At 67.6% G+C, this 18,251-nt stretch carries 10 protein-coding genes and 3 pseudogenes; 1 reads left to right on the top strand and 12 read right to left on the bottom strand.

The genetic code is table 11. The features are described 5' to 3' along the window. Window positions 1–21 precede the first annotated feature (21 nt). The 3 genes and pseudogenes from mfd to QUE79_RS09070 all read right to left on the bottom strand — a co-directional run bounded on the left by mfd (window position 22) and on the right by QUE79_RS09070 (window position 5,003). Entirely contained in the window at window positions 22–3,636 is a 3,615-nt protein-coding gene (gene mfd, locus QUE79_RS09080; RefSeq protein WP_286346377.1) for a transcription-repair coupling factor, read from the bottom strand. Window positions 3,637–3,771: 135 nt separating this feature from the next. Beyond that, window positions 3,772–4,358: pseudogene (pth, locus tag QUE79_RS09075) on the bottom strand (aminoacyl-tRNA hydrolase). A gap of 36 nt (window positions 4,359–4,394) precedes the next feature. After that, window positions 4,395–5,003, bottom strand: a complete 609-nt coding sequence (locus QUE79_RS09070) for a 50S ribosomal protein L25/general stress protein Ctc (RefSeq protein ID WP_286346376.1) — start codon at window positions 5,001–5,003, stop codon at window positions 4,395–4,397. A 317-nt stretch (window positions 5,004–5,320) separates the two neighbouring features. Between QUE79_RS09070 and gnd the strand changes: the two genes are divergently transcribed. Beyond that, complete coding sequence (gene gnd / locus QUE79_RS09065; RefSeq protein ID WP_434011052.1) at window positions 5,321–6,724, top strand: NADP-dependent phosphogluconate dehydrogenase; 1,404 nt, start codon at window positions 5,321–5,323, stop codon at window positions 6,722–6,724. 91 nt (window positions 6,725–6,815) lie between these two features. On the opposite strand, the gene QUE79_RS25430 is transcribed toward gnd, so the two are convergent. The 9 genes and pseudogenes from QUE79_RS25430 to QUE79_RS09025 all read right to left on the bottom strand — a co-directional run bounded on the left by QUE79_RS25430 (window position 6,816) and on the right by QUE79_RS09025 (window position 18,159). Continuing rightward, window positions 6,816–7,232 carry a phosphoribosyltransferase family protein gene (locus QUE79_RS25430; RefSeq protein ID WP_350271690.1) on the bottom strand — a complete coding sequence of 139 codons (417 nt, stop codon included), beginning with the start codon at window positions 7,230–7,232 and terminating at the stop codon, window positions 6,816–6,818. After that, window positions 7,175–7,750 (bottom strand): annotated as a pseudogene (gene prs, locus QUE79_RS25425) (ribose-phosphate diphosphokinase); the annotation flags it as partial. The gene QUE79_RS25430 and the pseudogene prs, both read right to left, overlap by 58 nt. A gap of 43 nt (window positions 7,751–7,793) precedes the next feature. Then, window positions 7,794–9,326 (bottom strand): bifunctional UDP-N-acetylglucosamine diphosphorylase/glucosamine-1-phosphate N-acetyltransferase GlmU, encoded by a 1,533-nt coding sequence (gene glmU, locus QUE79_RS09055; protein ID WP_286346374.1) that lies wholly within the window; start codon window positions 9,324–9,326, stop codon window positions 7,794–7,796. Between the two features lie 120 nt (window positions 9,327–9,446). After that, window positions 9,447–11,704 (bottom strand): annotated as a pseudogene (gene yicI, locus QUE79_RS09050) (alpha-xylosidase). Next, window positions 11,701–13,749 carry a beta-galactosidase gene (locus tag QUE79_RS09045; RefSeq protein WP_286346373.1) on the bottom strand — a complete coding sequence of 683 codons (2,049 nt, stop codon included), beginning with the start codon at window positions 13,747–13,749 and terminating at the stop codon, window positions 11,701–11,703. Before QUE79_RS09045 ends, yicI begins: the two are co-directional and overlap by 4 nt. 50 nt (window positions 13,750–13,799) lie before the next feature. After that, window positions 13,800–14,522 (bottom strand): carbohydrate ABC transporter permease, encoded by a 723-nt coding sequence (locus QUE79_RS09040; RefSeq protein WP_350271672.1) that lies wholly within the window; start codon window positions 14,520–14,522, stop codon window positions 13,800–13,802. Window positions 14,523–14,709: 187 nt separating this feature from the next. After that, entirely contained in the window at window positions 14,710–15,663 is a 954-nt protein-coding gene (locus tag QUE79_RS09035) for a carbohydrate ABC transporter permease (protein ID WP_286346372.1), read from the bottom strand. Window positions 15,664–15,731: 68 nt separating this feature from the next. Beyond that, on the bottom strand, window positions 15,732–17,039 hold the full coding sequence (locus QUE79_RS09030) for an ABC transporter substrate-binding protein (RefSeq protein WP_286346371.1): 1,308 nt from the start codon (window positions 17,037–17,039) through the stop codon (window positions 15,732–15,734). A gap of 121 nt (window positions 17,040–17,160) precedes the next feature. Beyond that, complete coding sequence (locus tag QUE79_RS09025; protein WP_286346370.1) at window positions 17,161–18,159, bottom strand: LacI family DNA-binding transcriptional regulator; 999 nt, start codon at window positions 18,157–18,159, stop codon at window positions 17,161–17,163. Between the last annotated feature and the right edge of the window lie 92 nt (window positions 18,160–18,251).

The following is an 18,251-nucleotide window of genomic DNA, read 5'->3' as shown; positions in this document are numbered from 1 at the left end:
ACCCGGGCGCGCCGCCGCGCCTTAGCCCTGCGACGCAGCGCTGTCGGCCGCGGGGCGTGCGGCCTCCGCGCCGTAGACGCTGGTGAGCAGTTGCTCGACCCAGGTGATCAGCTCGGCGTCGGGGAGGGGCTCGCCGTGCTTGCGGGGCATCGGGACGGTGACGGACTTCGTCTGCGCGAAGTAGCGGGCACCCGGGAAGAGCCGTTGGAGCCGCAGCTGCACGCTGTCGGCGAGTTCGAAGGACGCCACGCGCACGTTCGAGCCCATCGCCACGACTTCGCTCAGCCCGGTCTTCTGGGCCATGCGGCGGAGCCGCGAGACCTCGATGAGGGCGAGCACCTGCGCCGGCGGCTCGCCGTAGCGGTCGGTCAACTCTTCGAGGACCTGGGTGATCTGCTCGTCGGAGGACGTCGGCGACGAAGCGGTCGAGAGCTTCTGGTACGCCTCGAGACGCAGTCGCTCGCTCTCGACGTAGTCTTCGGGGATGTGCGCGTCGACGGGCAGCTCGAGCCGCAGCTCGGTCTGGCCCTCGGCGACGTCGCCGCGGAAGGCGTTGACGGCCTCGCCGATCATGCGCAGGTACAGGTCGAAGCCGACGCCCGCGATGTGGCCCGACTGCTCGCCGCCGAGGAGGTTTCCGGCGCCGCGGATCTCGAGGTCTTTCAGCGCCACCTGCATGCCCGCGCCGAGCTCGTTGTTCGCGGCGATCGTTTCGAGGCGATCCTGTGCGGTCTCGGAGAGCGGCTTGTCGGCGTCGTAGAGGAAATAGGCGTACCCGCGCTCGCGCCCGCGGCCCACGCGGCCGCGGAGCTGGTGCAGCTGCGACAGTCCGTACCGGTCGGCCCGGTCGATGATCAGAGTGTTCGCATTCGCGATGTCGAGGCCGGTCTCGATGATGGTGGTCGAGACGAGCACGTCGAACTTGCGCTCCCAGAAGTCGACCATGACCTGTTCGAGAGCCGACTCGGGCATCTGACCGTGGGCGATCGCGATCCTGGCCTCGGGCACGAGTTCGGCGATCTGAGCCGCGGTGCGGTTGATGGTCGAGACACGGTTGTGGACGAAGAAGATCTGGCCCTCTCGCAGCAGCTCGCGACGGATGGCGGCCGCGACCTGCCGGTCGCTGTTGGGCCCGACGAACGTGAGGATGGGGTGGCGGTCTTCGGGAGGCGTGGCGAGCGTCGACATCTCGCGGATGCCGGTGACCGCCATCTCGAGCGTGCGCGGGATCGGCGTCGCGCTCATGGCCAGGATGTCGACGTTGGTCTTGAGCTTCTTCAGCTGGTCTTTGTGCTCGACGCCGAACCGCTGCTCTTCGTCGATGACGACCAGCCCCAGGTCTTTGAACGCCAGGCCGTCGGTCAGGATGCGGTGGGTGCCGATGACGATGTCGACCGTTCCGTCGGCGATGCCGGCGATGGTCTCTTTCGACTCCTTGGCGGACTGGAAGCGGCTGAGGGCCCTGAGGTGGACGGGGAAGCCGGCGAAGCGCTCGGCGAAGGTCTCCATGTGCTGCTTGACCAGGAGGGTGGTCGGCACCAGCATCGCGACCTGCTTGCCATCCTGCACCGCTTTGAACGCCGCTCGGATCGCCACCTCGGTCTTGCCGTAGCCGACGTCTCCTGAGATGAGGCGATCCATCGGGATCGGCCGCTCCATGTCGGCCTTGATCTCGTCGATGGTGGTCAGCTGATCGGGCGTCTCGGCGAATGGGAACGCCTCTTCGAGTTCGCGCTGCCACGGGGTGTCGGGGCTGAACGCGTAGCCCTTGGAGGCCATGCGCGCCGAGTAGAGCTTCACGAGTTCGACGGCGATGTCGCGGACGGCCTTCCGGGCCTTGCCCTTCGCCTGCGACCAGTCGCTGCCGCCCATCTTCGAGAGCTTGGGCGCCTCGCCGCCGACGTAGCGGCTGAGGAGATCGAGTTGGTCGGTCGGCACGTAGAGGCGGTCTCCGGCCTGACCGCGCTTCGACGCGGCGTACTCGAGGACGAGGTATTCGCGGCTGTGCTTGACCGCGTTGCGACCGCCCGTCGACACCTCACGGCTGGTGAGCTCGAGGAACTTGCCGATGCCGTGCGTGGAGTGCACGACGATGTCGCCCGTCTTGAGCTGCAGCGGATCGACCACGTTCTTGCGCCGGGAGGCGAGTTTCTTCACCTGGCGCGACTCGTAGCCCGCAGCCCGACCGTAGAAGTCGGACTCGCCGAGCACGGCGATCTTGGCGTCGGGCAGCTCGAAGCCGGCTTCGATGCCGCCGGCGACGAGGTGCACGACCCCCGGCTCCAGTTCGGGCGGCAGAGCGTCGAGAAGACGAGCCGCGATACCGCGATCCGCCAGGACGTCGCGAGCCCGCTCGACGAGGCCTGCGCCGCGGGCGGTGACGACGACGCTCCAGCCGTCGGCCACGCGGGCTGCCACGTGGTCGAGCGCACCCTCGGCGTTGCCCGAGAAGCTCGGCACCGTCTCGGCGTCGAGGCGCACGTAGTCGCCCGCGGCCTCGATCTTCTCCTCGTCGGTGAGCACCAGCCCCGCGTCGAAGCCGGACAGCGACCACCACGTGCGGTCGCCGGCCGAGTCGCGAAGGTCGCGCGGCGTCAGGAAGTCGCCCGAGTCGAGGTCGATCGGAGCTTCGGCACCGGCCGTCGCGGCGCTCCAGGCCGCCTCGAGGAACTCGCGGTTGGTCTCGGCCAGGCTCTTCGCGCGGGAGACGACGCGCTCGGGTGAGAGCACGGCGACAGCGCAGGATGCCGGCAGGTAGTGGGTCAGCGGCACCAGTCGGTGGACGAGGGCCGGCGCCAGCGACTCCATGCCCTCGACCGGGATGCCCTGGCCGAGTTTCTCGAGCATCGTCGAGAGGCTCGGGAACTCGTGCTGCATTTCGCGGGCCCGCTGCCGGACCGCCTCCGTGAGCAGCATCTCGCGGCTCGGCGGAAGCTCGACGCTGTCGACCTCGGTGTCGAGGCTGCGCTGGTCGGCCACCGAGAACAGGCGGATCTGGTCGACCTCGTCGCCGAAGAAGTCGACGCGCACGGGGTGCTCGGAGGTGGGCGGGAACACGTCGAGGATGCCGCCGCGCACGGCGAACTCGCCGCGGCGCGTGACCATGTCGACGCGGGCGTAGGCCAGGTCGACGAGCTGCAGGGCGATCGTGGTGAGGTCGTAGCCGCGTTCGCCCGTGGTGAGCACCACGGGGTCGATGTCGGCGAGGTTGTCGGAGATCGGCTGCAGCGCCGCCCGGACGCCGGCCACGAGCACCAGAGGGCGGAGGCCCGCAGGATCGGCGTCGGCCTGCCTCTGCCACGCGGCCAGCCGCCGGAGCGCGTGGATGCGCTTGCCGACCGTCTCGGCGCTCGGGCTCAGGCGCTCGTGCGGCAGGGTCTCCCACGCGGGGAACTCGAGGATCTCGGCGTCGGGTAGATAGCTGTCGAGAGAGGTGCGAACCGCCTCGGACTCACGGCCCGTCGCCGTGATGACGAGGAGCGCCTGGGGCCCTTCGCGCCTGGACAGAAGACCTGCCAGCAGCGGAATGCGGAGGCCGTCGACGAGGGAGAAGTCGCTGGACCTACCGGCCTGAGCCAGGGCAGCGTCGAACGTGGAGGCGCGCGAAAGCGCAGGAATCAAGCCCTGAAGGATCACTCGACGAAGTCTACGTGGCACCCCCGACACTGGCCCGGGGTGTTCGCTGCCCGCCGCAACGCGTTTTGCGGACATCGAGACGTGCCGCGGCACGTCGAGATGTCTGCAAAACGCGTTGCGGCGTCGAGGTCGGTGCTACTCGGCGGTGTGGAACTTCAGCTGGGCGGCGGTGAGACCGTCGCCGGCGATCAGTTCGACGGCGTCTGCCGCCTCGTCGAGGAGGTTGGGCAGCGTCTTGCGCTCCGCGGCCGAGAAGTCTTGCAACACGAAGTCGGCCGCCGACTGCCGACCGGGAGGGCGGCCGATGCCGACGCGGACCCGCGTGAAGTCGTTGGAGCCGCAGGCGGCGATGATGTCGCGCAGGCCGTTGTGACCGCCGTGCCCGCCCCCTGCTTGAGCTTGAGGGTGTCGAACGGGATGTCGAGTTCGTCGTGGACGACGATCAACCGCGACACGTCGAGGTCGTAGTAGCGCAGGAGCGCGGCGACCGGCGGGCCGCTCACGTTCATGAAGGTCAACGGTTTCGCCAGGACCAGCCGCGGGCCGCCGGGAAAACTGCGCCCTTCGGCGACGGTCGCCTGCGTCTTGTGGTTCTTGAAACCCGACTGCAGGCGGTCGCCGAGCAGGGTGAGCACCATCTGCCCGACGTTGTGCCGGGTGGAAGCGTAGCCGGGCCCGGGGTTACCGAGCCCGACCACGAGCCATCTGTTGTCGTCAGCCATTCGCGGCGAACGTCCGCCTTCGTTTCGAGGGAGTGACTACTCTGCGGGAGCGTCTTCTTCGGGGGCGTCCTCGGTCGAGGTCTCCTCGTCGCTGGCGGCGACCTCGGCGCGAGGCAGGCTGATGTTGACCACGAGGATCTCGGGGTCGGTGACCAGCTTGGCGCCGGCGGGCAGCGTGACCTCGTGGGCCTGGATCTGGGCGCCCTCTTCGAGGCCCTCGATCGACACGACGACGTTCTGCGGGATGTGAGTCGCCTCGACGTCGAGCAGCAGGGTGTTGGACTCGACCACGTGGATCGTGCCGGGGTACGACTCGCCCTCGATGTGGACGGGGACCTCGACCTCGACGCGCTCACCGGCGCGGACGATGACCAGGTCGATGTGCTCGATGATCTGGCGAACCGGGTCGCGCTGGATGTCCTTCACGAGGGCGAGCTGGCCCTTGCCCTCGATGTCGAGCTCGAGCACCGAGTTGGCGCGACGCGTGATGAGCATCGTCTCGTGACCCGGGAGGGTCAGGTGCACGGGGTCGGTGCCGTGGCCGTAGAGGACGGCGGGAATCTTGTCGAGGGCGCGGATCTTGCGAGCCGCTCCCTTGCCGAAGTTGGTGCGCAGCTCGACCGCGAGCTTGTTGTCGTCGGACATGGTTTTCTCCTAGGGGTTCTGGTGTGTTCAACTCGAACGCATTGTCAGCGTGAGGAAAGACCGGGAAACGCTCCCCTTTTGTCCGCCCACCGCGTCGATCACGGATGCCGTGCATCCCTCGCCGAAGTTCAGTCGTCGAGTCTACGGCACGCGCCTCGCCACGTCGAACCTGGCATCCGCAGGCCCTGGGGCCGTCACACACTGGGAAAGGCGGCGCACGGATCGATAGATTGTCGTTACCAAGCGAAGGAGGCACCGTGGCCGAACACGGAGAGAACACTGGCAAGGCGAACATCGGCGTCGTGGGGCTCGCCGTGATGGGCTCCAATCTGGCCCGGAACCTTGCTTCCCGAGAGGGCAACACCGTTGCCGTCTACAACCGCTCCCCCGAGCGCACCGACACCCTGATCGAGGAGCACGGCGAGGCCGGGTTCATCGCGTCGAAGACGATCGAAGACTTCGTCGACTCGCTGTCGAAGCCGCGCACCGCGATCATCATGGTCCAGGCGGGCCGTGGCACCGACGCGGTCATCGATCAGCTCGCCGGGCTGTTCGAAGAGGGCGACATCATCGTTGACGGCGGCAACGCCAACTTCCAGGACACCATCCGTCGCGAGCACGATCTGAAAGAAAAGAAGCTCAACTTCGTCGGCACCGGCATCTCCGGCGGTGAAGAGGGCGCGTTAAAGGGTCCGTCGATCATGCCGGGCGGCAGTGATGAGGCCTGGAAGACGCTGGGACCGATCCTGAAGTCGATCGCCGCGGTCGCCGAGGGCGAGCCGTGCGTGACCCACATCGGCCACGACGGCGCCGGGCACTTCGTCAAGATGATCCACAACGGCATCGAGTACGCCGACATGCAGCTCATCGCCGAGTCGTACGACCTCCTGCGCCACATCGGCGGCCACGACCCCGACGCGATCGCGGCCGTGTTCGAGGAGTGGAACAAGGGCGAGCTCGAGTCGTACCTGATCGAGATCACGGCAGAGGTCCTCAAGCAGAAGGACGCCAAGACCGGCAAGCCCCTGGTCGACGTCATCGTCGACGAGGCGGGCTCGAAGGGCACCGGCGTCTGGACGGTTCAGAACTCCGTCGGCCTCGGCGTTCCGGTCGGCGGCATCGCCGAGGCCGTCTTCGCGCGCGCCGTGTCGTCGAAGCCGGATCAGCGCGCCGCCGTGCAGAAGACGCTGAAGAATCGGCCCACCGTGCAGGAAGCCGGTGAGGGCTTCGAGGACGACGTGCAGAAGGCGCTCTACGCCTCCAAGATCGTCGCCTACGCGCAGGGTTTCGACGCCATCATCGCCGGCGCGAAAGAGTACGACTGGGACATCGACAAGGGCGCCGTCGCGAAGATCTGGCGCGGTGGCTGCATCATCCGCGCGCAGTTCCTGAACCGCATCGTCGACGCGTACCAGAACGACTCCACCATCGCGACGCTGCTGGAAGACGAGTACTTCGCCAAGGCCATCGCCGACGGCGAAGACGCGTGGCGCCGCATCGTCGCGAAGGCGAGTCTCTCGGGGATCCCGGTTCCCGGCTTCGCGAGCGCGCTCAGCTACTACGACTCGCTTGCAGCTAAGCGTCTGCCCGCGAGCCTGATCCAGGGTCAGCGCGACTTCTTCGGTGCGCACACCTACAAGCGCGTCGACAGCGACCTGGTGTTCCACACCCTCTGGTCGGACGACCGCTCCGAGATCGAGACGGAGCCCAGCACTCACTGAGCACCCGCGCCGAGTGGGCCGATTTGCACGCTTCCGTTTCGGAGAACGTGCGAATCGGCCCACTCGGCGTTCGGGGCGAAGCCGGGCCGACTCAGGCGGCGCCGTCGAACATGCTCGTGACCGACCCGTTGTCGAACACCTCGTGGATGGCCCGGGCGATGAGCGGGGCGATCGGCAGGACGGTGAGGCTCTCGAAGCGCTGGTGCTCGGTCAGGGGCAGCGTGTCGGTCACCACGACCGAGTCGATGAACTCGTTGGAGAGGATCTCGGGCGCAGGATCGGAGAACACCGCGTGGGTGGCCGCGACGACGACACCCAGCGCGCCCGCCTTCTTGAGGGCCTCGGCCGCCTTCGCGATCGTGCGACCGGTGTCGATCAGGTCGTCGACGAGAAGGCAGACGCGCCCTCGACCTGACCGACGATCTCGTGGACGGAGACCTCGTTCATGACGCGGGGGTCGCGACGCTTGTGGATGATGGCCAGGGGCGCGCCGAGCTTCTCGCTCCAGATGTCGGCGACCTTGACGCGGCCCATGTCGGGCGAGACCACGGTGAGGGTCTCGGGGTCGAGCTTCTCCTGGAAGTGCTTGAGCAGCACGGGCATGGCGAAGAGGTGGTCGACGGGGCCGTCGAAGAAGCCCTGGATCTGCGGCGCGTGCAGGTCGACGCTCATGATCCGGTGAGCACCGGCGGCCTTGAAGAGGTCGGCGACCAGGCGGGCGGAGATGGGCTCGCGGCCGCGGCCCTTCTTGTCTTGGCGGGCGTAGGGGTAGTAGGGGGCCACGACGGTGATGCGCTTGGCGGAGGCCCGCTTGAGGGCGTCGACCATGATCAGCTGTTCCATGAGCCACTCGTTGATCGGCCGCGTGTGCGACTGGATCACGAAGGCGTCGGAACCGCGGACGCTGTCGTCGTAGCGCGCATAGATCTCGCTCGAGGCGAAGGTGCGGGCGTCGGTGTGCGTCAGCTCGGTGCCGAGCTCGCGGGCGATCTCGTCGGCGAGAGCAGGATGTGCCCGACCCGTCACCAGCACGAGTCGATTTTCGCCCGTGATCTTGATTCCGGACACGTCACTCGCTCTCTGGCCCGGGGGCCTCGGCCGTGCGTCGCTCTGTCGACACAGGGGCCCAATCGTGGTTCGTCTCGCTGGTGCTCTGCGACGTCTCGATCGCACGGGCCGCTTCCAGAGCCTCGGCTGCCGCGGCCGCTTTCGCTGCCTCGGTGCCCGGGCGTTTGGCCTCGACCCATCCGCTCATCGTGCGCTGCGGAGCGACGTTGATGGCGAGGGATCCGGCCGGCACGTCTTTGCGGACGACGGTTCCTGCACCTGTGTACGCTCCGTCACCAATCCTAACGGGCGCGACGAACACGTTGTGCGACCCGGTTCGAACGTGAGACCCCACGACCGTGCGGTGCTTGTTCACGCCGTCGTAGTTGGCGGTGATCGTGCCGGCCCCGATGTTGGCGCCGACACCGACCTCGGTGTCGCCGACGTAGCTCAGGTGCGGAACCTTGCTCCCCTCGCCGATGGTCGCGTTCTTCGTCTCGACGTAGGTGCCGATCTTGCCTCCTGCTCCGAGGATCGTGCCGGGTCGGAGGTAGGCGAAGGGCCCCACGCTCGCGTCGGCACCGATCACGGCGAGGGTGGCGTCGGTGCGCTTGACCACCGCTCGCTCGCCGACCTCGGTGTCGACCAGCGTGGTGTCGGGCCCGACGACGGCGCCCGTCTCGACGACGGTCGCGCCCTTGAGCTGGGTGCCCGGCAGGATCTCGACGTCGCGGGCGAGACTCACGTCCCGGTCGATCCAGGTGGTCTGCGGGTCGTCGATCGTGACGCCCTCGAGCTGCCAGTGGCGGACGATCCGGTCGTTGAGGCGACGGGCGGCGACCGACAGCTGGACGCGGTCGTTGATGCCCTCGACGCGCCATGGCTCGTCGACGGCGAGCGCGGCCACCGTGCCGCCGTTCGTCGTCGAGAGGCCGACCACGTCGGTGAGGTACTTCTCGTTCTGCGAGTTGGAGGTCGTGACGAACGGCAGGTGTTTGCGGAGCGAGGCGACGGTGAAGACGTAGGTGCCCGAGTTGATCTCACCGACCGCGAGCTCGGCCTCCGTGGCGTCTTTGTGCTCGACGATCCGGGCGACCGTCTCGTCGCCGTTGCGGATGACGCGACCGTAGCCGCGGGGATCCTGCAGGATCGCGCTGAGCAGGGTGACCTCGGCGCCCGCGCTCCGGTGCTGCTCGAGGAGCTTCTGCAGAGTGCCGTGGTCGACGAACGGCACGTCGGCGCTCACCACCACGACGTCGCCCTCGAAATCGCCGGGCAGCGCCTGGACGGCCTGCTCGACCGCTCGACCGGTGCCGGGGACGTCGTCCTGGTCGATCATCACGGCGTGCGGGGCGACCTCGAGCACGCTGGCCGTGACCGTGTCGCGATCGTGCCGCACGACGACGTGGAGGTGGTCCGGTTCGAGCGCGCGAGACGACTCGAGGACGTGATGGATCAGCGGCAGCCCTCCGAGGCGGTGCAGCACCTTCGGAGTCGAGGACTTCATGCGCGTGCCCTGGCCCGCGGCGAGGACGATGACGGCCAGTGGTGACAAGGTGTGTTCTCCTCGGTTCGCTGCTTCGGGCGGCGACTCCGGGAAGTCGCCGCCTTCGACAGTAGCGCCTCGGCCGTCCTGATCGATGGCGAGGCGGTGTCGGCGGGAGCGATCCCGCGCTCACCCCGCGGCCCGGACCGCCGATCCTGCGGGGAACCCGACGACCTCCACGCGATAGCGCGCAGGATCTCCGCCGGTGACGGTGACCGTGCCGTCCGCGGCCCGATCGATGTCGAAGGTCGTCGCGGCACCCGTGGCCTGATCGGTGACCGTGAGTCGTCGGGAGTCCGCCCCCGTCGAGGGGAAGACGCGGAGGGTCAGGTCGTCGAGGTAGTCGTAGTCGGCGCGGTCGGTGCGCGAGCCGACGGGGACGACGGCGCCCTCCCGGACGTAGAGCGGCAGCGTGCGGAAACCGTGTGTCTCGGTCCGCCAGCGGCCTCCGACGACGGTCTCGCCCGTGAACCAGTCGGTCCACAGCCCGTTCGGAAGGTAGAACTCGACTGTTCCGTCGGCGGTGAAGACGGGCGCGACCAGGAGGTCGGGGCCGAGCATGTACTGCGCGTCGAGGTGCTCGACGGCGCGATCACGATCGAACTCCAGCGTCATCGGCCGCATGACGGGGATTCCGTGTTCGTGTGCTTCCACTCCGGCCTGGAAGAGGTACGGCATGAGCGAGAGCTTGAGCGTGGTGAACGCTCGGGTGATGTCGACGGCCTCCTCGTCGAAGAGCCACGGCACCCGATACGAGCTCGACCCGTGAAGGCGCGAGTGCGACGACAGCAGCCCGAAGGCGAGCCACCGCTTGAAGACGCCGGCGTCGGGGAGCCCTTCGAAGCCGCCGATGTCGTGGGCCCAGAAGCCGAACCCGCCGTAGGCGAGGGAGAGCCCGCCACGCAGCGACTCCGCCATCGAGATGTGGCTGGACGAGTTGTCGCCGCCCCAGTGCACCGGCATGGTCTGCCCGCCGACGGTCGCCGAGCGCGCGAAGACGACGGCATCCCGCTCACCTCGCTCTTCGACGAGGACTTCGTGGACGGCGCGGTTGTAGGCCTGGGCATAGAGGTTGTGCATGGCCTCCGGTTCGCTGCCGTCGTGCCAGACGACATCGATGGGAATCCGCTCGCCGAAGTCGGTCTTGAACGAGTCCACCCCCTGCCGGAGCAGGTTCCGGAGCTTCTCCTGGTACCAAGCGGTCGCCCGAGGATTCGTGAAGTCGACGATGCCCATCCCGGCCTGCCACATGTCCCACTGCCAGACGTCCCCGTTCGGGCGTACGACGAGGAAGCCCTGCGATGCGGCCTCCGCGAACAGCGGCGAGCGCTGAGCGATGTAGGGATTGATCCAGACGCAGGTGTGCAGCCCCCTGTCGTGAAGACGGGCGAGCATGCCCTCGGGATCCGGGAATCCTCGGCTGTCCCACTCGAAATCGGTCCAGTTGAACTCGCGCATCCAGAAGCAGTCGAAGTGGAACGCCGCGAGGGGCAGATCGCGCGCGGTGAATCCGTCGATGAACGACGTGACGGTCGCTTCGTCGTACTCGGTCGTGAAACTCGTCGTCAGCCACAGGCCGTAGCTCCAGGCCGGGACCAGCGCGGGTCGTCCTGCCAGCTGCGTGTATCGCTCGAGCACGTCTTTCTGAGTGGGCCCGTAGATCAGGAAGTACTCGAGGCTCTCTCCCCGGACGGAGAACTGCACGCGTTCGACGGCTTCGGAGCCGACCTCGAAGGCGACCTTTCCGGGGTCGTTGACCAGTACTCCGTAGCCCCTGTTCGTCAGGTAGAAGGGGACGTTCTTGTAGGCCTGCTCGCTGGAGGTGCCGCCGTCGGCGTTCCAGATGTCGACCGTCTGGCCGTTCTTCACGAGCGGCCCGAATCGTTCCCCGAGTCCGTACACGAGTTCGCCCACACCGAGCTCGAGCTGCTCGTGGACGAAGGTCTCCCCGAGTCCGCCGTGATGTGACCGACCGACCGGTGACCCGACCCGGTCAGTCGCTCGCCTCCCGCGGAGAAATCGAGCGACCAGGGGGCTCCGGCGCCGATCGTGACCCTGAGGTCCCCCGTCGACAGCGATCCCCCGCCTTCCGGATCGAGGACGACGTCGCCGACGGCACTGTCCGGATCGAGGCCGGGCAGCTCGAAGCCGCCCCGACCGGTGACTCCCTCGTGGTGAGAGATCCGCACGCGCACGACGTTCTCCAGGGGCGAGGTGACCGACACGGTCAGCATCGGGCGGTTGAGGGTGTCGCCGCGGGAGACGATCCGCTTCGTCGGGGCGAACGCCCGCAGGCCGCCGTTGTCGGCCCAGACGTCGTGGGCCTCTTGTGCGTAGAGCGCGGTGAAGCCGTCTCGCGTCTCCCAGAAACCGTCGGTGAACTTCATGCGGAGACCTCCTCGCGGATCACGGCGACCGCTCCGGCGGCGACGACGAGTGCACCGTCTGCCCGGTCTCCCGTCACCAGGTCGATCCCCGTGGCGGCCACCGAGGCGGGCTCGTCGCCGTGATTGATGGCGAACAGCCACGAGCCGTTCGCCCCTATCCGCCGAACACGCTCGAGACCGGGATCGCCCGCGGCGACCGGCTCGATTCCCGCTCCCCTCACGAGGTCCTCGACGAAGACCGCCTTGGAGGCCGGATCGAGGTGCGTCGACAGGTAGATGGCCGCACCGTCCCCGACCGTGTTCCGGAAGACCGCCGGTTCACCCGCGAGTGCACCGCTCGTGTACGACGCGGTGATCTCGGCACCCGCACTCTGCGCCAGCTCCGACCAGATGAAGCCCACCGACCCGTCGCTGAGAACGACGGATTCCCCTTCGAGCAGCGGGAAGAATTCCTCGACACGCACGCCGAGGAGCTCGCGGAGAGCGCCCGGGTACCCGCCCGTGAGCACACGGTTGTGCTCGTCGACGAGGCCGCTGAACGGGGTCACCACCAGGGTTCCGCCGGCTGCTGTCCAGTCGGCCACCTGCTCGGCGGCCGTCTCGGGCAGGGAGTACACGGTCGCGACGATCGCGACGTCGTACCGATCGAGCGGCGTGCCCGGCGGGACGACGTCGACCGCGATCCCGAGTCGGGTGAGCGCGCGATGGAAGGCGAGGGCCTCGTCGAGCGAGTTGAGGTCGACGCTCGGTTTCGGGCCGGAGCGGAGCGCCGCCGCCGAGTCGTCGCTGAACAGGATCGCGACCCGAGCCGCTTCGGTCACCGAGCCGGCCACCTCCGCGATCCTCTCGAGCACCGCTCCCAGCTCGACCACCTCGCGAAAGACCTTCGTGTCCGCTCCCGCGTGTGGAACGACGGACGAGTGGTACTGCTCGCTCCCCGCCGACGACTGACGCCACTGGAAGAACAGGGCGCCGTCCGCGCCGCGGGCGATGTGGGCGAGGCTGTTCCTGGCCAGTTCGCCGCGCCCCTTCGCTCGATTGCGAGGCTGCCAGTTGACGGCGGAGGTCGAGTGCTCGATGAGCAGCCACGGCTCGCCGTGGGCGATGCCCCTGGTCCGGTCGGCGCTGAATGCCAGCTCCCCGAAGCCCTCCGGATCGGATCCCATCGTGTAGTGGTCGTTGGCGACGATGTCGACCTCGTGCGACCAGCGACCGTAGTCCGCGACTCCGGGGTGGTTCTGGATCATGAAGTTGGTCGTGATGGGGATCTGAGGCGTGACCCGGCGGAGAACCTCACGCTCGGCTTCGTAGTGGGCGAGGAGGGCGTCGCTCGAGAAGCGTTCGAAGTCGAGCAGCAACCCGGGGTTCTGGCTCGTGGCGGCGAACCGCGGCGGTTCGACCTGCTCGAACGTCGTGTACACGTGTCCCCAGAACGCCGTGCCCCAGGCCTCGTTCAGAGCCTCGATCGAGGTGAATCTGCGCTCGAGCCAGTGCTGCCAGGCGACGGCGGTCTCGTCGCTGTAGCAGTGGTTGTTCTCGTTGCCGAGCTCGTTGCTGACGTGCCACAGACGCAGCGCGGGATGCGAGCCGTAGCGCAGTGCCAGTGCTTCCACGACCCGGAGCGCGTAGCGCCGGAACACCGCGGAGCTGGGCGACCAGCCGAGGCGGCCGCCCTGCGACACGCGCACGCCCGTGGGACCGACCAGGAGGATCTCCGGGTGCGCCCGGAGGAGCCAGATCGGCGGCGCGGCCGTGGGCGTCGCCAGGTTCACTCCGATTCCGTTCTCGTGCAGGAGATCGAGGACTCGGTCGAGCCAGCCGAAGTCGAAGACACCGTCGGCCACCTCGATGCACCCCCAGGAGAAGACGCCGACGTTGACCGAAGTGACTCCCGCCTCTCGCATCAGCCGGACGTCTTCCCGCCAGACCTCCTCCGGCCACTGCTCGGGCGAATAGTCGCCGCCGAACGCGAAGCCGTCTGCTACGGCTGGGAACGTCGTACCGGGTCGAAGGTCGGACGAGTGGGAGGTGAGTCTGGAGGGCATGAAGGAGAAGGACTTCCGTTGTGGTGAAGAGGGAGGGCTCGAGCGATCGATCAGCCTTTGAGACCTCCGGAGAGGAGGTCGAGCCTCCAGAACCGCTGCAGGACGAGCATGAGCACGATGAGGGGAATGATCGACACGGCGGCACCCGTGATGGCGAGCGAGTAGAGGGCCGGAGTACCCGAGCCCTTCGAGAGAAGCGTGTACAGACCGACGGTCAGCGGGTAGTTGCTCTGATCCGACAGCATCACGAAGGGCAGCAGGAAGTTGTTCCAGATGCCCACGAACTGCAGCATGAAGACGGTGACCATGCCGGGGACCATCAGCGGCAGCGCGATCGAGCGGAAGATCCGGAACTCGCTGGCACCGTCGATCCTGGCGGCCTCGACGGTGTCCGTCGGGATGGCCGAGGCCGCGTAGACCCGGGACAGGTAGATGCCGAACGGGCTGATGATGATCGGGAGCAGGACCGACAGATAGCTTCCGGCGAGCCCGACCTCCGACAGGAGCAGGTACTGCGGGATCGCGAGCGTGATGCCGGGGATGAGGACGCCGCCGAGGATCGAGTAGAAGATGAGGCTCCGACCCCGGAACTCGTACTTCGCCAGGGCGTAGCCGGCCATCGCCGAGACCAGGGTGGAGAGGAAGCCCCCGAGCCCCGCGTAGAGCACGGAGTTCAGCGCCCAGAGACCGAACTGTCCGTCACCGTAGGAGAAGAGGTCGGCGAGGTTCTGGAACAGCCCCGTCCCCGGCGCGAAGGTGAACGTGGAGAACAACTGGCCGGGCGACTTGCTCGAGGCGACGAAGACCCACGCGACCGGGATGAGGCAGTAGATCGCCCCGAGGAGGAGGACGACGGTGGGGACGATCTTGCCCCAGGGAACGCCGCGGCGGAGATCCGCGTCTCTCCGCGGGGGAGCGCATCCGAGCGGCGAGCCCGTGCGGTGGACAGAGTGGGGGCGGTCATGAGCGTGCTCCGGAGGTACGACGGTTGGTGATGCCGAGAACGATCGCCGAGAGGACGACGGTTCCGAGGGCGAGGATGACGGAGAGAGCCGCGGCGGACGGGAGGTCGTCCGTGAGGAAGGCGTCCTTGTAGATGGTCATCAGCGGCACCCAGGTCTGGCTGATGATGCTGGTCATCGGCTTCAGCGTGGTCGGCTCGCCGTAGAGCTGGAGGGCGCCGATCAGCGAGAAGATCGCCGTCAGGACGAGCGCGGGAACGACGAGCGGGATCTTGATGGACAGGGCGATCTGGCGTTCGTCCGCTCCGTCCAGGCGAGCAGCCTCGTAGATGTCCGCCGGGATCCCTCTCAGCGACGTGAAGATGATGATCATGTTGAAACCGACGCCGCCCCAGATCGAGATGTTCGCCATCGAGCCGAAGATTCCGGGCTCCTTGAGGAACGGGATCGAACCGAGCCCGAGGGCGTTCGTGATGTCGGAGAACGGACTCGTACCCGGCAGGTAGAGGAAGCCCCAGAGGAGCGCCGCGACGACTCCGGGAACGGCGTACGGGATGAAGATCGCGGTCCGGGAGAACCGGGTGCCCCTGGCCGCCGGCACGTCGAGCAGCAGCGCGAAGAGCAGCGCCAGGCCCAGCGTCACGGGGACGGCGATGACCGCGTAGAGCCCGAGGTGGCCGAAGCCGGAGAGGAGATCCGGATCGGTCAGCGCCGAGACGTAGTTGCTGAGACCCGTGAAGACGCGGACTCGGGTGCCCAGGATGCCGCCGCCCTCGATCCGATACGTCTGCAGGCTCAACCAGGCCGCGTAGATGATCGGGACGACCATGAAGAGCACGAACAGGACGAGCGCGGGAAGCAGGAAGAAGTACGGGGCGGATCGACCGCGACGACGCCGTGACGGGCGTGACCGGGCCGTGGTCGGTGTTCGCGGGGTGAGCGTTGCGGTCATGGAGGCCGTCCTTCCGTCGCGGGCCGCCGGCGCGCGTGGCGCGCCGGCGGTGACCATCGATCGAGTTGCTAGTTGGTGACCTTGAAGCCGGACTTCTTCATGTCGGCGACGACGGTCTTCTGGACGTCCTTGAACGCCTGGCTCCACGACGTGTGATCCTGGATGGCCTTGCTCAACGTGTCGCCGAAAGCGGTGTTGGCCACGTTGTAGTCGGGCCCCCAGGTGACCGGGATCGTGTTGGAGGAGATCTTCGCGGCGGTCGAGTAGTAGTCGGTCTGCTTCGGCATGAGCGCGGGCGGCGCCGTCTTCGTGGCGTCCTGCTGGCCGGAGATGGCAGCCGGGTAGACGTTCGAGATCGTCAGGAGGTTGCTCGCCCCGGTCTTGCTGGCGTTGAGCCACTGGGCGAACTCGGCGGCTTCCTTGGTGTGCTTGGAGTCCTTGGTCACGATGACGGCGGATCCGCCCTGGTACGCCACGGCGGAGTCACCCTTCTTCCACTGCGGCAGGGGCGCCATCGTCCACTTGCCGACGGTGGCCGGAGCGACGCCCGAGATGACACCGGGAGCCCACAGAGCGGACGGCCACGAGAGCACCTTGTCGGTGTTGACCTCGGCGTTCCACGCCGGCGTGAGGATCGGCTCCGTCGAGATGTAGCCCTTGTCGGCGAGACCCTGGAAGAAGTCGGCGACGTCGAGCGAAGCCTTGTCGGCGATCCCGACTGTCCACTTGCCGTTCTTGATGCTCCACCACTCGGCGCCGGCCTGCGTCGCGACCCCGGCGAAGAAACCCGTCTGGTCCGGCGGAAGCGATGCCAGCGTCGCGGAGGGGTCGGCCGCCTTGACCTTGGCGGCGGCGGCACCGAACTCGTCCCAGGTGGTGGGAACGGCGATGTCGTACTTCTTGAGGATGTCCGAGCGGTAGATGAGGGCCATCGGCCCGACGTCCTGGGGCAGTCCGTAGATGTGCCCGTCGAACGTCACCTGCTGCAGGGTGCCCTTGGCGTAGTTCTTCTTCGTCGCCGCCGTGACGTCCTTCGTCAGATCGACGGGGACACCGGCGACGATCAACGACGGGAGAGTCGTGTACTCGACCGCGGAGAGGTCGGGCGCGTTGCCGGCCCGGCTGGCAGTCAACAGCTTCGCGGAGGAGGCGTCGCCACCGCCGGCATCGGTGTGCTTGACCTGGATGTCGGGATGCGACTTGTTCCACTCGGCCACCAGCTTGTCGGTGCCGGGAGCCCAGGACCAGAATTTGAGAGTCACCTTGCCCGTCGCGGAACTCGGGCTGCTGGAGCCTCCGCCGCTCGAGCAGCCTGCGACCAGCAGGGCGGTGACGGTGGCTGTCGCCGCGAGGGCGACGATTCGGTTCTTCTTCATCGTGTCTACTTCCTTGTAGGTCGGCGCCGGTGGCGCCGCGGGTTGTGCGGGATCGGTGATGGAGTGGTGAGTGTCGAAGCGCTTCGACAATGGGCCGTCGAAAAAACTTCCGGGAGAGAGATCAGACGGAGACCGTCGACCCCTTGGCGACGTACTCGGGTGGGATCAGCTCCACGTGCGCCTCAGAATCGCCACGGAGTTGAGCCATGGTGAGTTCGACCGCCCGCCGACCTGATTTCTCGGCCGGGAGCGGAATGACGTCGAGCGCGGTCGTGAAGTTGTCGGTGGAGAAGCTCGAGCACGCGGAGACGACGGCCAGGTCGGACGGGATCGTGACGTCGTCGCGCTCGAGGCTGTGGAGCACGCGACGGTGCTCTTCTTCGTTGCAGTTGAGGACCAGCGCGGTCATCCCGGGCAGTTCTCGGCGCATCTCGCCGACGACGTCGGCTCGGGACCCGAGATCGGACATTGTGAAGAGGGCCTTGACACCTCGGGCCGCAGCGGACGCCAGGAAGGCGTCGCGGAACCGCGGGGCGAAATTGCTTCCGCGCTCGTAGAGGGCCGCGGAATGCCCGAGGAGGCCGATCTCACGATGCCCGAGTGCTGCAAGACGCTCGACGGCGAGGTCGGCGGCGGCTTCGAAGTCGAAGTCGACGCAGGTCATCCCGTCGACGTCGTCCGGCACCCCGATGATCGCGGACGGGAGTCGGAGATCGCGCAGCAGAGGGACCCGCGGATCGTCGGTGGAGACATCCATGACCACGATGCCGTCGACGAGCTTGCTCGACGCGACGCGACGCAGACCCGCCAGGGGCTCGGTTTCGGTCAGCAGGAGCAGGTCGTAGTCGACCTCGCGCGCGGCGGTTGCGATCGACACGACGAAGGACATGAAGGCGGGCGGATGGGTCTCGGCGTGCATCGGAGCGCTCAGGGCCAGGATGTTGGTCTGGGTTCCGGCGAGCATGCGCGCTCCGGCGTTGGCCTGATACCCCAGCTCGGCCACGGCCGAATCCACACGAGCGCGAACAGCCGGCCCGATCGATCGCTTGCCGCTGAGCGCGTACGACACCGTGCTGATGGACACGCCGGCGACGCGAGCGACGTCGTGGATCGTGGCCATTCGGAACTCCATTGTTGAAACGCTTCGACTGAGTGGCTCCACGATAAAAGGTCCTCGTCGGATGTGCAAGCTTTTTGTTGTCCAGGACGACA

Source organism: Frondihabitans sucicola, from assembly GCF_030296615.1.
Taxonomy (GTDB): Bacteria; Actinomycetota; Actinomycetes; order Actinomycetales; family Microbacteriaceae; genus Frondihabitans; species Frondihabitans sucicola.
The sequence above is the reverse complement of the archived record's forward strand: the minus strand, read 5'-3'. Positions and strand labels throughout refer to the sequence as shown.